Origin of the sequence: Streptomyces sp. NPDC007164 (assembly GCF_040634135.1) — a bacterium.
In the GTDB taxonomy this organism is placed as follows: domain Bacteria; phylum Actinomycetota; class Actinomycetes; order Streptomycetales; family Streptomycetaceae; genus Streptomyces; species Streptomyces sanglieri.
Genome location: NZ_JBEYFB010000005.1, coordinates 1 through 16,579, shown reverse-complemented (window position 1 = coordinate 16,579; position 16,579 = coordinate 1). Strand labels below are relative to the sequence as shown.

20 protein-coding genes, 3 pseudogenes and 1 riboswitch are annotated in these 16,579 nt (G+C 71.1%); of the genes and pseudogenes, 13 read left to right on the top strand and 10 right to left on the bottom strand.

What is annotated here, in order from left to right; translation table 11 throughout:
• Positions 1–14: 14 nt before the first annotated feature.
• Complete coding sequence (locus ABZ622_RS10340; RefSeq protein WP_360541939.1) at positions 15–317, bottom strand: urease subunit gamma; 303 nt, start codon at positions 315–317, stop codon at positions 15–17.
• Between the two features lie 194 nt (positions 318–511).
• Positions 512–1,132 (bottom strand): TetR/AcrR family transcriptional regulator, encoded by a 621-nt coding sequence (locus tag ABZ622_RS10335; RefSeq protein ID WP_360541938.1) that lies wholly within the window; start codon positions 1,130–1,132, stop codon positions 512–514.
• Positions 1,133–1,237: 105 nt separating this feature from the next.
• On the opposite strand from ABZ622_RS10335, the gene ABZ622_RS10330 reads away from it, so the two are divergent.
• Positions 1,238–2,227 (top strand): ABC transporter permease, encoded by a 990-nt coding sequence (locus tag ABZ622_RS10330; protein WP_360541937.1) that lies wholly within the window; start codon positions 1,238–1,240, stop codon positions 2,225–2,227.
• 81 nt (positions 2,228–2,308) lie between these two features.
• Here the strand turns inward: ABZ622_RS10330 and ABZ622_RS10325 are convergent, their stop codons facing one another.
• Positions 2,309–2,593 carry a type II toxin-antitoxin system Phd/YefM family antitoxin gene (locus ABZ622_RS10325; RefSeq protein WP_360541936.1) on the bottom strand — a complete coding sequence of 95 codons (285 nt, stop codon included), beginning with the start codon at positions 2,591–2,593 and terminating at the stop codon, positions 2,309–2,311.
• 287 nt (positions 2,594–2,880) lie between these two features.
• Here ABZ622_RS10325 and ABZ622_RS10320 point away from each other — a divergent pair.
• Together ABZ622_RS10320 and ABZ622_RS10315 are read left to right on the top strand one after the other, a co-directional pair.
• Positions 2,881–3,435: pseudogene (locus ABZ622_RS10320) on the top strand (MFS transporter); the annotation flags it as partial.
• Positions 3,436–3,613: 178 nt separating this feature from the next.
• A pseudogene (locus tag ABZ622_RS10315) lies at positions 3,614–4,081 on the top strand (MFS transporter); the annotation flags it as partial.
• Positions 4,082–4,190: 109 nt separating this feature from the next.
• Here the strand turns inward: ABZ622_RS10315 and ABZ622_RS10310 are convergent.
• Positions 4,191–4,691, bottom strand: coding sequence for a winged helix-turn-helix domain-containing protein (locus ABZ622_RS10310; RefSeq protein ID WP_360541935.1), 501 nt, complete (start codon positions 4,689–4,691; stop codon positions 4,191–4,193).
• Between the two features lie 80 nt (positions 4,692–4,771).
• Between ABZ622_RS10310 and ABZ622_RS10305 the strand changes: the two genes are divergently transcribed.
• The 3 genes from ABZ622_RS10305 (at position 4,772) to ABZ622_RS10295 (ending at position 6,773) form a co-directional block, all read left to right on the top strand.
• Positions 4,772–5,407, top strand: coding sequence for an ATP-dependent Clp protease proteolytic subunit (locus ABZ622_RS10305; protein ID WP_360542136.1), 636 nt, complete (start codon positions 4,772–4,774; stop codon positions 5,405–5,407).
• 7 nt (positions 5,408–5,414) lie between these two features.
• Complete coding sequence (locus ABZ622_RS10300; protein WP_266917678.1) at positions 5,415–5,723, top strand: hypothetical protein; 309 nt, start codon at positions 5,415–5,417, stop codon at positions 5,721–5,723.
• A 392-nt stretch (positions 5,724–6,115) separates the two neighbouring features.
• Positions 6,116–6,296, top strand: a riboswitch (cyclic di-AMP (ydaO/yuaA leader).
• Between the two features lie 3 nt (positions 6,297–6,299).
• Positions 6,300–6,773 (top strand): C40 family peptidase, encoded by a 474-nt coding sequence (locus tag ABZ622_RS10295; RefSeq protein WP_360541934.1) that lies wholly within the window; start codon positions 6,300–6,302, stop codon positions 6,771–6,773.
• 60 nt (positions 6,774–6,833) lie between these two features.
• Here the strand turns inward: ABZ622_RS10295 and ABZ622_RS10290 are convergent, their stop codons facing one another.
• Positions 6,834–7,109, bottom strand: coding sequence for a LysE family transporter (locus tag ABZ622_RS10290; protein ID WP_360542135.1), 276 nt, complete (start codon positions 7,107–7,109; stop codon positions 6,834–6,836).
• Positions 7,110–7,233: 124 nt separating this feature from the next.
• Positions 7,234–7,419, bottom strand: a pseudogene (locus ABZ622_RS10285) (LysE family transporter); the annotation flags it as partial.
• 114 nt (positions 7,420–7,533) lie between these two features.
• On the opposite strand from ABZ622_RS10285, the gene ABZ622_RS10280 reads away from it, so the two are divergent.
• Entirely contained in the window at positions 7,534–8,472 is a 939-nt protein-coding gene (locus ABZ622_RS10280; RefSeq protein WP_360541933.1) for a LysR family transcriptional regulator, read from the top strand.
• Positions 8,473–8,481: 9 nt separating this feature from the next.
• Here the strand turns inward: ABZ622_RS10280 and ABZ622_RS10275 are convergent, their stop codons facing one another.
• A complete protein-coding gene (locus ABZ622_RS10275) occupies positions 8,482–8,913 on the bottom strand; it encodes an ATP-binding protein (protein ID WP_360541932.1) in 432 nt (143 codons plus the stop codon).
• Positions 8,914–9,117: 204 nt separating this feature from the next.
• On the opposite strand from ABZ622_RS10275, the gene ABZ622_RS10270 reads away from it, so the two are divergent.
• Both ABZ622_RS10270 and ABZ622_RS10265 read left to right on the top strand, forming a co-directional pair.
• Positions 9,118–9,978: a helix-turn-helix transcriptional regulator gene (locus ABZ622_RS10270; RefSeq protein ID WP_360541931.1), complete on the top strand. Its 861-nt coding sequence runs from the start codon at positions 9,118–9,120 to the stop codon at positions 9,976–9,978.
• Between the two features lie 24 nt (positions 9,979–10,002).
• On the top strand, positions 10,003–10,209 hold the full coding sequence (locus tag ABZ622_RS10265; protein ID WP_360541930.1) for a DUF397 domain-containing protein: 207 nt from the start codon (positions 10,003–10,005) through the stop codon (positions 10,207–10,209).
• An 88-nt stretch (positions 10,210–10,297) separates the two neighbouring features.
• Here the strand turns inward: ABZ622_RS10265 and ABZ622_RS10260 are convergent, their stop codons facing one another.
• Complete coding sequence (locus ABZ622_RS10260) at positions 10,298–11,440, bottom strand: 8-amino-7-oxononanoate synthase (RefSeq protein ID WP_360541929.1); 1,143 nt, start codon at positions 11,438–11,440, stop codon at positions 10,298–10,300.
• A 142-nt stretch (positions 11,441–11,582) separates the two neighbouring features.
• Between ABZ622_RS10260 and bioB the strand changes: the two genes are divergently transcribed.
• The 4 genes from bioB to ABZ622_RS10240 all read left to right on the top strand — a co-directional run bounded on the left by bioB (position 11,583) and on the right by ABZ622_RS10240 (position 15,511).
• Positions 11,583–12,746: a biotin synthase BioB gene (gene bioB / locus ABZ622_RS10255; protein ID WP_360541928.1), complete on the top strand. Its 1,164-nt coding sequence runs from the start codon at positions 11,583–11,585 to the stop codon at positions 12,744–12,746.
• Entirely contained in the window at positions 12,739–14,043 is a 1,305-nt protein-coding gene (locus tag ABZ622_RS10250; RefSeq protein WP_360541927.1) for an adenosylmethionine--8-amino-7-oxononanoate transaminase, read from the top strand. The genes bioB and ABZ622_RS10250 overlap by 8 nt, the downstream gene beginning before the upstream one ends.
• Position 14,044: 1 nt before the next feature.
• Positions 14,045–14,734, top strand: coding sequence for a dethiobiotin synthase (gene bioD / locus ABZ622_RS10245; RefSeq protein WP_360541926.1), 690 nt, complete (start codon positions 14,045–14,047; stop codon positions 14,732–14,734).
• A gap of 78 nt (positions 14,735–14,812) precedes the next feature.
• Positions 14,813–15,511: a methyltransferase domain-containing protein gene (locus ABZ622_RS10240; protein ID WP_360541925.1), complete on the top strand. Its 699-nt coding sequence runs from the start codon at positions 14,813–14,815 to the stop codon at positions 15,509–15,511.
• Positions 15,512–15,630: 119 nt separating this feature from the next.
• Here ABZ622_RS10240 and ABZ622_RS10235 read toward each other — a convergent pair whose 3' ends face one another.
• Entirely contained in the window at positions 15,631–16,002 is a 372-nt protein-coding gene (locus ABZ622_RS10235; protein WP_360541924.1) for a fic family toxin-antitoxin system, toxin component, read from the bottom strand.
• Entirely contained in the window at positions 15,999–16,226 is a 228-nt protein-coding gene (locus tag ABZ622_RS10230; protein WP_093551072.1) for an antitoxin, read from the bottom strand. Before ABZ622_RS10230 ends, ABZ622_RS10235 begins: the two co-directional genes overlap by 4 nt.
• Positions 16,227–16,579 lie beyond the last annotated feature (353 nt).

Here is a 16,579-nt window from a genome sequence, read left to right as displayed (position 1 = left end):
GGTGGTGCCTCCCGTCAGACGATCGGGTCGTGGACGGTGACGAGCTTGGTGCCGTCCGGGAAGGTGGCCTCGACCTGGACGTCGTGGATCATCTCGGGCACCCCGTCCATGACGTCGTCGCGGCCGAGCACCGTGCGGCCCGACGCCATCAGCTCGGAGACCGTACGGCCGTCGCGGGCACCCTCCAGCAGGTGCACGGTGATCAGCGCGATCGTCTCGGGGTGGTTGAGCCGCAGCCCGCGCGCCCGGCGCTGTCGCGCCACATCGGCGGCGACATGGATGAGCAGGCGTTCCTGCTCGTGCGGGGTCAGTCGCATGCGTCCACCTCACAGTCCGGTGCCCAGTACCGTCCCTGGGCGCGGCGAGGCATCGGCCGTGCCCAACACGGCCGTTGAACAACGAACCGCTGACTCGCGCGAGACGCCGCACACTAGGGCCGGAGTTTTTCCGGCGTGTTAACTCCGGCGCGACATTTCCGGCACGTCGATTCCGGCGGGTAAATTCCCGCGCTTCAGCCGGTCTCCGGCCGGTCCATGGCCATCAGGCCGCGCATGCCGTTCTCCAGCACCGCCGGATCGGCATCGCCGAAGAGCGCCATCTGGGCGAAGAACCCCTGCGTGGCCGCCATCATCGTCCGCGCCACATGGTCGGCGGGTACGTCCGCCCGCAGGATCCCCGCCTCGCGGTATCCCTCGACCACGCCCGTCCAGACGACCCGCATGGCGCCGTATCCGTCTTCGAAAGTGGCGGCCAGCTGCTCGTTGCGCAGGCTCTCGGACCACACCTGCACGATCAGTGAGGCGAACTGCCGCCCGTCCAGACCGCACACCTCCCCGGAGAACAGCCCGCGCAGCACCCGGCCCAGCAGCACGTCCGGAGCCGGCGGCGGGGTGGCGTCCGCGGCCTCCCAGAAGGCCCGGCGGATACTGGTGAACGCCTCGTCGGCGATGGCCGCGATCAGGTCCTCCTTGCCGCTGAAGTAGCGGTAGACCGCCCCGGCCGACAGTCCGACCTCCTTCAGCACGCCCTGCATGGACGCGCCGTGGAAGCCGTCGCGCGCGAAGCAGCGCGCCGCTCCGTCGATGATCTGCCGACGGCGGGCGTCCAGGTGCTCCTGGGATACACGGGCCATGCCACGAATCTAAAACGAACATTCCTTCTTGACAAGTTCCGACACCGTATGAACAGTGGGCCGCAAGTAAAACGAACGATCCTTCTCTTTGAATCGAGGCCCTTCGTGCCCGCGACCCAGAACCGCCGCATGGTGGCGGTCATCCTGCTGATCCCCCTGGTGGTGATGGTCGCCCTCTGGGCCTTCGCCTGGCCCGCGGCCCGGCTCGCCCCCCGCGACCTGCCCGTCGCGATCGCCGGCTCCGCCCCCGCCGCCGACCGGCTCCAGCAGCAGCTCGAACAGCGCGACGGCGCTTTCGAGGTGCACCGATACGCCTCCGAGGACGAGGCCCGTCACGCGATCGAGAACCGGTCCGTGTACGGCGCGATAGTGGCCTCCCCCCGGGGCGCCCGGCTCCTGACCGCGTCCGCGGCGAGCCCGGCGGTCGCCCAGCTGCTGCGCGAGGCGATCACCGCACAGGCCCCCGACGGGGCTCGGACACAGGTCACGGACGTGGTGGCGGCGCCCGACACGGATCCGCGCGGCAGCGTCCTCGGCGCGAGCTTCCTTCCGCTGGCGATCGCCGGTGTGCTTTCGGGCTCGGCGGTCACACTGCTGCGGCTGCGCGGCGGGCGGGCCGCGCTGACCCTGATCGGGGTGGCCGTGACGGCCGGGCTCGGCGCGACGGCGCTCACCGCCGACTGGCTCGGTGTGATCACCGGAAACTGGTGGGCGGAGGCCGGGACGCTGGGACTCACCGTGCTGGCCATCGGCGGGACGGTGGCAGGGCTCGCCGCACTCGTCGGCCCGCCCGGCATCGGCGCGGGCGCCGTGCTGATGGTGCTGCTCGGCAACCCCTTCTCGGGCGTCACCAGCGCACCGGAACTGCTCCCCGGGCCGGTCGGGGCGATCGGCCGGCTGATGCCACCGGGCGCGGGCGGCTCACTGCTGCGTTCGGTCGCGTTTTTCGACGGCAGCGGCGCGGCCGCACCGCTGCTCACCCTCGTACTGTGGGCGGCGGTCGGACTGGGCGCCGTACTCATCGGCGGCCGACGCCGCACCCGGCCGCCGGTCGTACCTCCCGCACGCACCCGCGAACCGGCCCTGGCGGGCTGACCCCCCGCCCGGACAGGCCGTACCCCCGTCGCGGCGGACGGGGGTACACGGCTCCTCCGCGTCGTGGGCCGCCGGGCGGGGTCAGTTGCCCGGCTCGCCGTGGTCCCTGTGTTCCGCCGCGATGCCGAAGCGCCGCCGTTCGCCGGTAGCGGATGCCGAGGAGCCGATCGAGGAGACCGAGCTGATCACCTGCTCCTCGACGGCCGCCTCCTCCTTCTCCAGTCGCTCCAGGTCAGCGGCCGAGACGAGCGCCACCAGCGGCTTGCCGTGCCGCGTCACGACCACGCGCTCGCCACCGTAGACAACGCGGTTGATCAGTTCGGCGAGCTCAGCTCGGGCTTGCGTCACCGGAATCTCGTAGGCCATGCTCCCCAGCTTATGTAATGTCCACCCGGTCCACCGTGGTCCGTGGCGACAGCGAATATCCACGCCAGGGGCTCGCGCGTGCTCCCGTGCGCTCTCGTTGGTGAGAGATGCCCTGTGCGGACGTGGTGCCGCCCAGCCATGGCGAGTGAGGCGCTTCGCACCCCGAGAATCAGCGACGGCCGACCTCCGGTCGTCCTTGCCCAGTGCCTCGGCACGAGGGGATCCCGGTATGTGCCACCTCGCACCTGATCCGTGAGAGTGATTGGTAACCCCCAATCACTTGAGCCATGCTGGCAGCCATGTACCGAGGCTCCCTCTGGTTCCATCAAGAGTTCCGTCAGCTGTGGGCGGGGCAGGCAGTCAGTCAGTTCGGCACGTACGTGGGGCAGACCGTGCTGCCCCTGCTCGCGGCGACGACGCTGAAGGCGTCGCCGTTCCAAATGGGGGTTCTGACCGCGGCCGGGACAGCCGCCTTCCTCCTGATCGGTTTGCCCACCGGGGTGTTGGTGGATCGCGCACGACGGCTGCCTGTGATGCTGACGGCCGACTTCACCCGCGCCGCGTTGCTGCTCACCGTCCCACTCGCCGCCTGGGCCGATGCGTTGACGCTCACCCAGCTCATCGCGGTGGCTCTGCTCGCCGGTGTGGCCACGGTGCTTTTCGACGTCGCCCACCAGTCCTATCTGCCGTCCTTGGTCGGGCGCGCCCAGCTCATGGAGGGCAACACCAGGCTTCAGTCGAGTCTTTCCGCCGCCGAGGCCATCGGCCCCGGCGTCGGCGGCGGGCTCGCGCAACTGGTCGGCGCGGCGACCACGGCCCTGACGACATCTGTCGGTTATCTGGCCTCTGGCCTCTGGCCTCCTGCTGCTCCGCATCAGGACCCCGGAGCCCCGGCCCGTGGGCCGCGACGGCGTTCGGGTGCGCACGCAGCTGAAGGAGGGGCTGGGGTTCGTATTCGGAGAGAAGTCGCTGCGGGCCATCACTGTCTCCACGGCACTGGCGATCACGGTTGTGCTGTCGATGCAGATCCTCTTCCTCACACGGAACCTCGGCCTGACGCCGGGCGCCGTCGGCGCCGTCCTGGCACTGAGCAGTGCGGGCGGGTTGCTGGGGGCGCTCACCGCAGGCCGCTGCGCCGAGCGAATCGGCCCTGCCCGCGCCATCTGGCTGATCCCGCTGGTCATCTCGCCCGTGGCGCTGGTCGTACCCCTCGCCGAGCCCGGCCTGCTGACCGCGCTCTGCGTTCTCGGTCTTGCCCTGCGGGCGTACGGCACCACGGTCTTCAACGTTGTCAACGTCAGCTACCGGCAGGCGATCTGCCCCGGCCGACTGCTGGGGCGAGTCAACGCCACCGTACGTTTCATCACCTGGGGTGCGATGCCCGTGGGCGGCCTGCTGGGCGGTGCCCTCGGAGGCTGGATCGGCGTCCGGGCCACCCTGTGGGTCTCGTGCTCCGCACTCGCCCTGACTCCCCTGCCGCTCCTCCTGTCCCCGCCGCGCACCCTGCGGGAGTTTCCAGCGGTTCAGGAGGAAGAGGTCCCCTCCCCTCCCGTCCCGTCCCCGACCCGCGCCTTTCGCAGGTGCGGACGGACGGCGATCACAGGCTCGGATAGAGGGCGACGTACACCGCCGTCCGCTCGGTGTCCGGCGCGACGGCGTCATGGTCGAACTCCTCGAAGAGCTCATCCAGTCGCCGTTCGTACTCCTCACGCCGCTCCGGTGTGAGATCCAGCACGAAGCGGACCTGATCGACATCCTTCATGTCGAGCTCACCCGCCTCGGAAAGAAAAGCCTCCAACATCGCCTCGGCGACGGGGCCTTCGTTCCGGGGCCCCCGGGCCCAGGGGAGACCCTTGGACCGATAAGGGATCTCCTTGGCCCCCCGGTTCCCCCGACGTGGGGACTGCGGTTCCAGGAGCCCCGCGTCCACCAGCTTGCGTACGTGGTGAAGTGTGGTCGCCGGATCCCTGCCCAACCGCTCGGCCAGCTCCTTGTTGGTCATGGCCTGCGTGCGCGTGAGCCGGATGATACGGAGCCGCACCCCCGACGCAAGGGCGCTCGCCCGCACTTCGGCACCGTCCCGACGCTGATCAGTCATGCCCCCATCCTAACCTTCTGTACGTCCTGTACATTTTTCACAGAAGCTTGTGCAGACCCCGCAGGAGAGGCATCGCCATGCTGTTCCGCCCCACCGCCCGTCATGTACTGCCCGAGTTCACCGAGCGCACGACCAATGGGACCCGCACCCTCGACCCGTACTCCAAGCTGCTGTCCGAACGCATCGTCTTCCTCGGCACCCCGGTCGACGACGCCGCGGCCGGCGATCTGATCGCGCAGCTCATGTATCTGGAGCACGACGCACCGGACCGGCCGGTGTCGCTCTACATCAACTCGCCCGGCGGCTCGTTCGGGGCCATGTCCGCGATCTACGACACGATGCAGTACCTCAACTGCGAGGTGGAGACGTACTGCCTCGGCCAGGCTGGCTCCTGCGCCTCCACACTGCTCGCCGCGGGCACTCCCGGCAAACGGCACGCACTGCCCGGCGCGAGGGTCCTCGTACGGCAGCCCGAACTCACCGAGCCGGTGCAGGGCCAGCCCTCCGACCTGGAGATCCAGGCGCAGGAACTGGAACGGGTCCGCGCGATGCTCACCACCCTGTTGGCCCGTCACACGGGGCGCACCGAGGAGCAGATCGCCGAGGACACCGAACGCGACCTCATCCTCGACGCGGCCGGCGCCAAGGCGTACGGGCTGGTGGACCACGTCCTGGAGAACCGGAATTCCGCACTGCGGCCGCACGGCGAGAGGTGAACACCAGATGCGGCCACCGGAGTTCCCGCCACTGCCCGCACTGACCCGCGCCGAGGGGGAGTTCATCGACGGCTACCTCGAAGTCCTCGACCAGGTCGGCCGGATCAACCCGGCCCGCGGCAGTGACACCTACGGAGCGCTGCGCGCCGCCCAGGCGCTTGTCGCGCACTCACGCACGCTGCGGGACGCCCTCGCGTTGATGCACGAGCGCGGCGAGGCGCAGCTCCACGCGGCCACGCTCGCCCGTGCGCTGCGGGTGCTGGACGGGGAACGGCGGGCGGGGCGCGTCACCGTACCCCCCGCTCCGCCGAGTTGACCGACTTCCGCGGCGCCAACCGCCCGACGGGCGCCGGCCAACCACCCCTGGTCCGGCGCCCGTCGGCCTCACCCGACTCCCGTAGCCGACACGCCCGACGGGTCCACCGGAAATCCTCGCTCGTTCGGCGTAGGGAGTCCCTCTCAGGGGGGACCGTTCAACTTGCGTCTTCCGCGTGGACGGTGCACGAAATCTGCCCTTCCGCCCCAGGTACGAACCTGGTCCGAATCACTGGCGGAGCCGCAAAAAATCATCATGCCCACCCGAACGGATCAGTCGTGAGGAGCCTCACATATCCCTGTTTCGGCTCGGAAATCCGTCAGTCGGTGAGTCAAGATCCCTGGGACGACAAGCCCCCGCCACCGCGGCGGGGCGGTCCGGGCGGACGCCGAGTCCTGCCGCCGCCCGGATGCCTGGTCGACAGAAGTGGATCGGCAGGAGTGGAGGACCCGAGCACAACGGGTCGACCTGAACACCGGTCGACCCTCGGGGTGAAGCCGCCGAACGCGGCCGGGCAACTTCGCCAGCCCGAACCCGACAGGTCATCCTTCACAGGCGGCTGACGAAGGGTTGCGCATGACTGCGCAGGTTCATGTCCCGTCTCTGCTCGTCCGGGCCGGTACGGCCTCGGTTCTCACGCTCGCCGCCGTCGGCGGCACCATGTTCGCCCCGGGCGCCGCGACGGACGCCCAGGCGGCGACGCTGTCGATGAAGGCGCTCAACATCGCGGCGTCGAAGAAGGGATCGCCGTACAGCTGGGGGGCCACCGGCCCCAACCGCTTCGACTGCTCGGGGCTGACGCTCTACTCGTTCAAGAAGGCCGGCAAGAAGCTCCCCCGCACGGCCCAGCAGCAGTACAACCGGACCCGCCACATCTCGGCCTCGCACCGGCAGCGCGGGGATCTGGTGTTCTTCCACTACGGCCGCAGCGTCTACCACGTGGGGATCTACGCCGGTAAGGGCAAGATCTGGCACTCGCCGAGGACCGGCGCCGTGGTGCGGCTGGAGAAGATCTGGACCAAGAGCGTCTACTACGGCCGGGTCCGCTGAGGCACCGCGCGGCCGGCGGTCCGGGGCCGCACTGAGCGAGGCCGGGCCACCGGCCCCCGCTCAGTGCGGCAGCGAACCGGTCACCAGCACCAGGCCCAGCGCGGAGAGCGCCACACCGCTGCCGCCCTCGATGGCGCGCGCGGTGCGGGGCCGGCGCAGCCACCGGCCCAGCCGGTCCACGAGAAGCGCCACGGCGGGGAACCAGACCAGCGCCAGTGCGACGACGATCGCCGCGAGCAGCAGGGTCCTGGGCAGTGGCGGCTCCCCGTCGGGGACGAACTGCGGCAGCAGGCTCAGGAAGAGCACCGGCGCCTTCGGATTGAGCGCGTTGGTCAGAAAGCCCTGCCGCAGTGCGCGTACACGCCCCCGGTCCGCGTGCCGGTCCTCGGGGCCTTCCCCGTCCGGGGTGCCGCGCCGCGCGCAGGGCGCTGATGCCGAGGTACAGGACGTAGGCCCCGCCGAGCAGCTGGACGGTACGCAGGAGTGCGGGGACCGCCACCAGCACCGCGGCGAGCCCGGCGACGGCCAGGGCGGTGTGCACCAGCAGTCCCCCGGCCACCCCCAGCGCGCCGGCCACACCCGCGCTGCGGGAGGCGAGCGCGTTGCGTACGACGACGGTGAAGTCGGCGCCGGGCAGCGCGACCATCCCTGCGGCGACCCCGGTGAAGGCGATCAGTTGTGCGTCCATGGGTCCACTCTGACCCGGCGGAGCCTTTAGCGTGTACTTGCAATCTTCTGGGTCTGCCAAAAGGAACGCTTAATGTACGACCCGACACGGCTGGCGGCGCTGGTGGCGGTCGCGGAGGCCGGATCGATCACCCGGGCCGCCGCGCGCCTGGGCTACACCGCGCCGGCCCTCTCCCAGCAGCTCGCCAAGCTGGAGCGGGAGGCGGGCGCGGCACTGCTGGTACGTCACCACCGCGGGGCCCGGCTCACGGCCGCGGGCGAGCTGCTGGCCGGACGCGCCCGGCGCATCCTCGACGAGATGGACCGGGCCCGTCATGAGCTGGCCCGCCTCTCCGGGCTTTCCGGCGGACGTCTGCGGGTCGGCACGTTCACCACGGCGGGCGTGCATCTGCTGCCGCCGGTGCTGAGCGCCTTCCGGCGCGCCCACCCGGATGTGGAGCTGGCGGTCACCGAGTACGAACCGCCCCGGGGCGTCGCCGCGGTGGCCGCCGGTGAGGTCGATCTGGCGCTGACCCATGTGTACGAGCCGGCCGCCGCGACGCCGTGGCCCGCCGGAGTCTTCGCCGAACCACTGCTGGTCGAGGAGCTGGTCCTGATCACGGCGGTCGGGCAGATGCTCGCCGAGGGCAGCGGGAGACTGCCGGTGACGGAACTGGCGGGGCGGCCGCTGATCAGCAGCGCGCCCACGCATCCGCCGCGCCGCGGGGTCGAGCAGGCGCTGGCCGAGGCCGGGGCGACGCCCGCCGTGATCTGCGAGTCGCCCGGCTACGCGCTGGTGTGCGCGCTGGTCAGTGCGGGCATCGGGATGGCGGTCGTCCCGGAGATGGTCGCCGCGATGTCGCCGACGCCACTGTCGGTCCGGCGGCTGGATCCCGCTTCCTTCCGGCGGACGATCTCGGTGGTGCACCGCGGTGACCGGGCGAGCGCCGCCGCGGCGACGCTCCAGGCCCTGTTGCGCAGCGGGTTCGGGCGGGCGGGGTCGGCGCAGCGGCCGGGCGGCGGGGCCGGGTGAGCGCGTCGGTCAGCTCTGCACGGGGATGCTCCACGGCAGCGCGATCCACACCGTCTTGCCGCCGTCGGCGGTGGGGGTGACGGTGAGCCGGCCCCCGCACTCCTTGGCCAGACAGCGGATGATCACCATGCCGCGTCCGTTGTCCTGCTGGACGGCGGCGGGCAGTCGCCGGGGCCAGCGGGGGTGACTGTCCGTCACCCCGAGGTGCAGCTGCTCCTCCCGCTCCAGCCGGAGCTCCACGGTGAATGTGGGCGACTGCCCGAAGGTGTGCTGGACGGCGTTGGTCGCGAGCTCCGAGACGATGAGCTGGATGCTGTCGGCGAAATCGGTGTCGGTGGCCAGGCCCCATTCGGTGAGCGCCCGGGCCACGTACCTGCGGGCTGCCGAGACCGAGACCGGCTCGCTCGGCAGAGTGACGTTTGCTTCCCTGTGGTCTGCCATGGCGAGCCGTCCCTTTCTCACCCGTACCGACCCGCGATCGGTAGAGGTTGTGCTTCGCGCCAGATTGCCACTGATGCTGCCCGCTGTGACGGCGATCCACAAAGATATGCATATATCTGTCGCTCGAAGCGGTGAACCCTGCGACGCAAGACCGTATGTGGGCGGCACACTGTCCGCTCGGCAGAAGAGGGAGGGAGGCCGCGGATGCAGCACGGCCCTGCGGTTCGACGCCGCAAGCTCGGGGAGGAGCTCCGGGGTCTGCGCCACGCGTCGGGACTGACCAGTCGGGACGCGGCGCGGATGCTCGGATGGCACCAGTCGAAGGTGAGCCGGATCGAGACCGGGGTGAGCGGGGTGCGGCCGGCCGATGTGACCCGGCTGCTGGACACGTACGGCGTGGACGACACCCAGTTGCGGGATCTCCTGGCGACGCTCGCGGGTTCGGCGGGCGGTGGCGGCACCGGCTGGTGGCACGCCTATCGCGGTCTGATCCCGCCCCAGTACCGCGACTTCATCAGTCTGGAGTCCCAGGCCCGGACCGCGCGCACGCTGGAGACCTCGGTGGTGCCGGGGCTGTTGCAGACGGCCGACTACGCGCATGCGGTGACCCGGGCGTCACTGGACGGGCTGCCGGCCGGCCAGCTGGACTCGCTGGTGGAGGTGCGGCTGGCCAGGCAGGGGGTGCTGCGGACCGATCCGCCGCTGCGGCTGAGCGCGGTGCTCGACGAGGCCGTGCTGCGGCGCCAGGTCGGCGGGTGCCGGGTGATGCGGGAGCAGCTGCGCCATCTGGCCCGTGTGGCCCAACTGCCCCATGTGCAGCTTCAGTTGCTGCCGTTCTCGATGGGCGGCTATGCCGGCCTCACCGGGCCTTTCGTTATCTTCTCATTTCCGAGCACTTCTGATCTGGATGTGGTCGTTCTCGACCATTTGACGAGTAGTCTGTACCTGGAGCGGAAAGAAGACCTTGAGGCGTACAGCTCGGCCTTCCGCACGATGCAGGCTCACGCACTGTCGCCGGAGCACTCGTTGGACCTGATCGCCGCGATCGACCGCGACGGTCGGTGACTTCGGACCGCCCGAGGGGGCCTCATGTCTGACTGCCTCGCACAGCACGACTTACGTTGGCGGCGCAGCAGCCGCAGCACGGGTATGAACAACTGCGTGGAGGCCGCACCGTTCGGTGACGGGCGGCTGGCCGTGCGGGACTCCAAGAATGTGTCCAGGCCGCCGCTGCGGTTCTCGGCGGCGGCCTGGACCTCGTTCGTCGTCGGTCTGCACCGGGGACCGGCGGTCTGACAGGAGCGGCCCGGCCCCTTCCGGTCAGCCGACGGGAGCGGTCCGGCCCCTTCCCGTCGATCGACAGGAGCAGTCCCGACCCTTCCGGTCAGCCGACAGGAGCGGCCCGCCGCACGACCGACACTGCGCGGGCGATCTGCTCCTCGGTCAGATCGGCTCGCGCGGTGAGCCGCAGCCGGGACACCCCGTCCGGCACCGACGGGGGCCGGAAGCATCCCACCGCGACTCCGGCGGAACGGCAGTCGGCCGCCCAGCGGACTGCCGCGTCCGCCGATGGGGCGCGTACCGAGACCACGGCCGCGTCCGGCCGCATGGCGGCCAGGCCGGCCCCGGTGAGCTGCTCGTACAGTGCCGCGGCGACCGCGCGGGCCCGGCCGGCCCGCTCCGGTTCACGGCGCAGCAGCCGCAGGCTGCCCAGTGCGGCACCCGCCGCGGCCGGCGCGAGGCCGGTGTCGAAGATGAACGTACGGGCCGTGTTGACGAGATGTTCGATGACCCGGGCCGGTCCCAGGACCGCTCCGCCCTGGCTGCCCAGGGACTTGGAGAGGGTGAGCGTGGTGACGATGTCCGCGTCGCCCGCGAGACCGGCGGCGGCGAGCGCCCCTCGGCCGCCCTCCCCCAGCACGCCCAGGCCGTGTGCGTCGTCGACGAGCAGTGCGGCACCCTCGGCCCGGCAGACAGCGGCCAGTTCGGGCAGCGGTGCCGCGTCGCCGTCGACCGAGAAGACCGAGTCGGTGACGGCCAGCGCCCGGCCTCGGTGCGCCCGCAGGGCCTTGCGCACCGCCTCGGGATCCGCGTGCGCAACGACGGCGGTACCGGCGCGGGAGAGCCGGCAGCCGTCCACGATCGAGGCGTGGTTGCCCGCGTCGGAGACGATCAGCGAGCCATGGCCGGTGAGGGCCGTGACGGCCGCCAGGTTGGCCGCGTAGCCGGACGACAGGACCAGGGCCGCCTCGAAACCGCAGAATTCGGCCAGCTCGCTCTCAAGTTCGGCATGCAGTGCGGTGGAGCCGGTGACCAGCCGGGATCCGGTCGCGCCCGCACCCCACTCACGCGCGGCCCCGGCCGCGGCGGCGGTGACGTCGGGGTGCCGCGTCAGGCCCAGATAGTCGTTGCTCGCGAGGTCCAGAAGTCCGGACGCGGCGGGCCGGGGGCGCAGGATACGGACGAGTCCGGCGTCCGCGCGGCGGCGCGCCTCGGCGTCGATCCAGTCGAACGGGTCGAAGGGCATGAGCGGTCCCTTTTGTAGGCAGCTCACAGACCCTAACCGGGCTTGCAACAGGTCATGGTGTGGCAATACACACACCCTCGGCGGGCTCTGTTGTCCGGTTCCTCCTTGGCTGGGAGCCGTGCGGTAGGCCAGGATCTTGGCCATGGACCTCCTGAACACGCTGGTGGACAAGGGGCTGCGGCGCGAGCTGCCGACCCGCGAAGAAGCCCTCGCCGTACTGGCGACCTCCGACGACGATCTGCTCGATGTGGTGGCCGCGGCCGGAAAGGTACGCCGTCAGTGGTTCGGGCGGCGCGTGAAGCTGAACTATCTGGTCAACCTCAAGTCCGGACTCTGCCCCGAGGACTGCTCGTACTGCTCGCAGCGGCTCGGTTCCAAGGCCGAGATCCTGAAGTACACCTGGCTGAAACCGGACGAGGCGTCGAAGGCCGCCGCCGCCGGGGTGGCCGGCGGGGCCAAGCGAGTGTGCCTGGTGGCGAGCGGCCGCGGTCCGACGGACCGCGATGTCGACCGGGTGTCGGAGACCATCGGGGCGATCAAGGAACAGAACGAGGGCGTCGAGGTCTGTGCCTGCCTCGGTCTGCTCTCCGACGGGCAGGCCGACCGGCTGCGGTCGGCGGGCGCCGACGCGTACAACCACAACCTGAACACGTCCGAGGGGACGTACGGGGACATCACCACCACGCACACCTATGCGGACCGGGTGGAGACGGTGCACCAGGCGCAGGCCGCCGGGCTCTCCGCGTGCTCGGGGCTGATCGCCGGGATGGGCGAGAGCGACGCCGACCTGGTCGATGTCGTCTTCTCGCTGCGCGAACTGGACCCGGACTCGGTGCCGGTGAACTTCCTGATTCCGTTCGAGGGAACACCGCTGGCCAAGGAGTGGAACCTCACTCCGCAGCGCTGTCTGCGGATCCTGGCGATGGTCCGGTTCGTCTGCCCGGATGTGGAGGTGCGGCTCGCGGGCGGGCGCGAGGTGCATCTGCGCTCGATGCAGCCGCTGGCCCTGAATCTGGTCAACTCGATCTTCCTGGGCGACTACCTGACCAGCGAGGGCCAGGCGGGTCAGGCGGATCTGGACATGATCGCGGACGCCGGTTTCGAGGTGGAGGGGGCGGGCACGACGACGCTGCCCGCGCACCGTGCGGAGTCCGGCGGCTGCGGTTCGCACGACGGCGGCTGCGCCCCGTGCGGAGAGGCGCCCGGGGAGGCCGCGCCCGGCTCACCGGAGGTACCGGCCGCCCGCACGGACCTGGTGGCGGTCCGCCGTCGCGGCGCGGGAACGGACCTCGCCCCCAATGCCTGAGTCCCTCTCCCCGGCCGAGTTGCGGTCCCTGGACCGGGCCCACGTCTGGCATCCGTACGGTCCGATGCCGGGCCGCCAGGAGCCGCTGGTCGTGGAGTCCGCGTCCGGGGTACGACTGAAGCTGGCCGAACCGGCCCATGGGCAGGGCGAGTTGGTTGACGGCATGTCGTCCTGGTGGTCGGCGGTGCACGGCTACAACCATCCGGTGCTCAACGAGGCGGCCCGTGATCAGCTGGGCCGGATGAGCCATGTGATGTTCGGCGGGCTCACCCATGAGCCCGCCGTGCGGCTGGCCACACGGCTGGTCGAGATCACCCCGGAGCCGCTGCGGCATGTCTTTCTCTCCGACTCGGGGTCGGTGGCCGTCGAGGTCGCGGTCAAGATGTGTCTGCAGTACTGGCGCTCGGCCGGGCGGCCCGCCAAGCAGCGGCTGCTGACCTGGCGCGGCGGCTATCACGGGGACACCTGGCAGCCGATGTCGGTGTGCGACCCCGAGGGCGGCATGCACGAGCTGTGGTCGGGGGTGCTGCCCCGCCAGGTCTTCGCCGACGAGCCCCCGGCCGGTTTCGACGCGGAGCCGGACGCCGCCTACGTACGGCATCTGCGGGAGCTGATCGCCGAGCACGCCGACCGGCTGGCCGCGGTGATCGTGGAGCCGGTGGTACAGGGCGCGGGCGGGATGCGGTTCCACTCCCCCGCGTATCTGCGGGTGCTGCGCGAGGCGTGCGACGCGCACGAGGTGCTGCTGGTGTTCGACGAGATCGCCACGGGCTTCGGCCGGACCGGAGAGCTGTTCGCCGCCGGGCACGCGGGTGTCTCCCCCGATGTCATGTGCGTGGGCAAGGCGCTGACCGGCGGCTATCTGACGATGGCGGCGACGCTGTGCACCTCCCGGGTTGCGGAGGGCATCTCCAGCGGCGAGGTGCCGGTGCTCGCGCACGGACCGACGTTCATGGGCAATCCGCTCGCCGCCGCGGTGGCGTGCGCCTCCGTCGATCTGCTGCTCGGCCAGGGCTGGCAGCGGGAGGTGAAGCGGATCGGCACGGGGCTTCGGGAGGGCCTCGCCCCGGCGGCGGAACTGCCCGGGGTGCGGGATGTGCGGGTGCTGGGCGCGATCGGTGTCGTACAGCTCGATCACGAGGTGGACATGGCGGCCGCGACCCGTGCCGCGGTGAGGGAGGGGGTGTGGCTGCGGCCGTTCCGCGACCTCGTCTACACGATGCCGCCGTATGTGACCGGTGACGAGGATGTGGCACGGATCTGCCGCGCCGTGTGCGCGGCCGCGCGGGAGGGCTGAGATGACGATTCTGGTAGTGACGGGGACGGGCACGGAGATCGGCAAGACGGTGGTGACCGCGGCCGTGGCGGCGGCGCGCCCGGACCTCCGTGTCGCGGTGCTCAAGCCGGCGCAGACGGGACTGGCACCGGGCGAGCCCGGTGATGCCGCGGAGGTGGCGCGGCTGGCGGGAGGTCATGTCACCGCGGTCGAACTGGCCCGTTTCCCCGAGCCGTTGGCGCCCGCCACGGCCGCCCGCAGGTCGGGCCTCCCGCCGGTGCGGCCGTACGAGATCGCCGATGCGGCGCAGAAGCTGGCGACCGAACACGACCTGGTGCTGATCGAGGGTGCGGGCGGTCTGCTCGTACGGTTCGACGACGAAGGCTCCACCCTCGCCGACGCCGCCCGGCTGCTGGACGCGCCGGTGCTGGTCGTGACGCCCGCCGGTCTGGGCACGCTCAACACCACGGCGCTGACCTCGGAGGCGCTGCGGGCCCGGGGGCTGGGGTGTCTCGGCGTGGTGGTGGGCAGCATGCCCGCCGAGCCGGACCTCGCGGCGCGCTGCAACCTGGCGGACCTTCCCGTGGCGGCGGGCGCCCCGCTGCTGGGTGCGGTGCCGACCGGTGCGGGGGCCCTGAATCCCGCCGACTTCCGTGCGCGCGCCCGGAGTTGGCTCGCGGCGGAGCTGGGCGGGAATCGGCCGGCCGAATGAGCGGATGAGCCGCGCCGGACGGGGGGAGAATCTAAGTAGCCGTACTTCTGCCGGAGCGCCCGGTCGAGGAGGTCCGTCATGCGACTGCGCAGCACGAGAATCCCGGAGGACGCGGTCCACCACCCCGTCTTCGCCCGGTTCTACGCCCGGATGAGCGTGGTCGCGGAGACCAGGGCGGGGCTGGCCGCGGTGCGCTCGGATTTGTTGGCCGGCCTGTCCGGGCGAGTCATCGAGATAGGTGCGGGCAATGGCCTGAATTTCGCGCACTACCCGCCCGCGGTGTCGGAGGTGGTGGCCATCGAACCCGAGCGCAGCCTGCGGCGGCTGGCGGTGCGGTCGGCGCTGCGTGCCGGGCTCCCGGTGGATGTGGTGCCGGGCGCCGCGGAGGCGCTGCCGGTGAAGAGCGAGGCTTTCGACGGGGCCGTCGCCTCGCTGGTGCTGTGCAGCGTACGGAATGTGGAGCGTTCGCTCGCGGAGATCGTGCGGGTGCTGCGGCCCGGTGGTGAGCTGCGCTTCTTCGAACATGTGCGGGCCGACGACCGGGCCATGGCGGCCACGCAGCGGGTGCTGGACCGTACGGTCTGGCCACTGCTGACAGGCGGGTGCCATACGGGACGCGACACTCTGGCCGCCATCGAGAGGGCCGGATTCGTGGTGGAGACGTACCGCAGGGTCAGGATGCCGGAGTGCGGGATCCGGCTGCCCGTGTCGACCTGCGTGCTGGGGGTGGCACGCCGGCCGGAGGTGCCGCACCGACGTAGCTGGTGTAGGGCGTAGCTGACGTATCGGGCCGGCGCGGACCGGGCTGATGCGTCGGGCCGACGTCGGGCCGGGCCGATGCGTGCGTCGGCCCGGTGCCGGGTGGGCGTCGGTCCGCCGTCACGCCGCCGGGGCTGTCACAGGCTCCACTGGCGGAGTTCGTCGGCGATGGCCCGGACGTCCGCCTTGCCCTCCTTCACCAGCCGGGCCAGGTCACGCACCTGCTCGGGCGAGGTGATGACCTTGAGTCCGGAGGCGACGAGGTAGCCGTACGCGACGGCCGAGGAGAACATCGCGTTGGAGTGTTCGAGCGCGGGGACGTGGAGCAGCAACTGCAGGAGCGCGGCAGCCCGGGAATGCGGGTCGCTGTAGACGGGGCTGCCGAAGATCTCGGCCTCGTGGCGGGCCACGGCGGCCAAGAGCGCACCCCAGTCGACCACCTGCGGATCGCCGGGGGTCTTGTGCTCGGCCACCATGAGCAGCCAGGAAAGGTCGATCTGGAGGTTCAACGCGTGCCTTTGCGCTCCGGGCCGAACTCTTCGGCGAACACCGACTCGTACTGCTTCATGAAGTCGGCCGCGGCCTCGACGAAGGTGTGTCCGACCTCCCCCGCGTCCTGCCGCACGAGCTCCTCTATGTAGCGGTTCACGCTCATCCCCCTTTGCAGCGCGCGCTGTCGCGCGGCCTCGGCGGTCGCCTCGTCCACTCTCACGTTCAGCTGAGTCTTGGGCACATCAACACGCTAGCGCGCATGCGCTAGCACCGGCAAGAGGAGTCCACCGGCGCCGCACACCCGGGTCTCCTCGCACGGAACGCCCGCCGAATCCCTCGAAACGGCGCTGTGGGTGTGATGCCACCCATAGGGGCCACGTCACATCCTAGGCCGGGTAGTAGGTGCGGGGCCCGTCCGAACGGCACAGAAACTGCCCAGAGTGGTTCATTTCGGACATTGCTCCGTATTGGGGTAGTACGTCACATCATTGACCCCCGTCCCGGCCGCCGCTAACCATGGATCCCGTCGCCGGACAACGCGACCGGCCCGGACGGACACCCGCCGGACCACCAGGGGCCCCCGCCCCGCCCGCC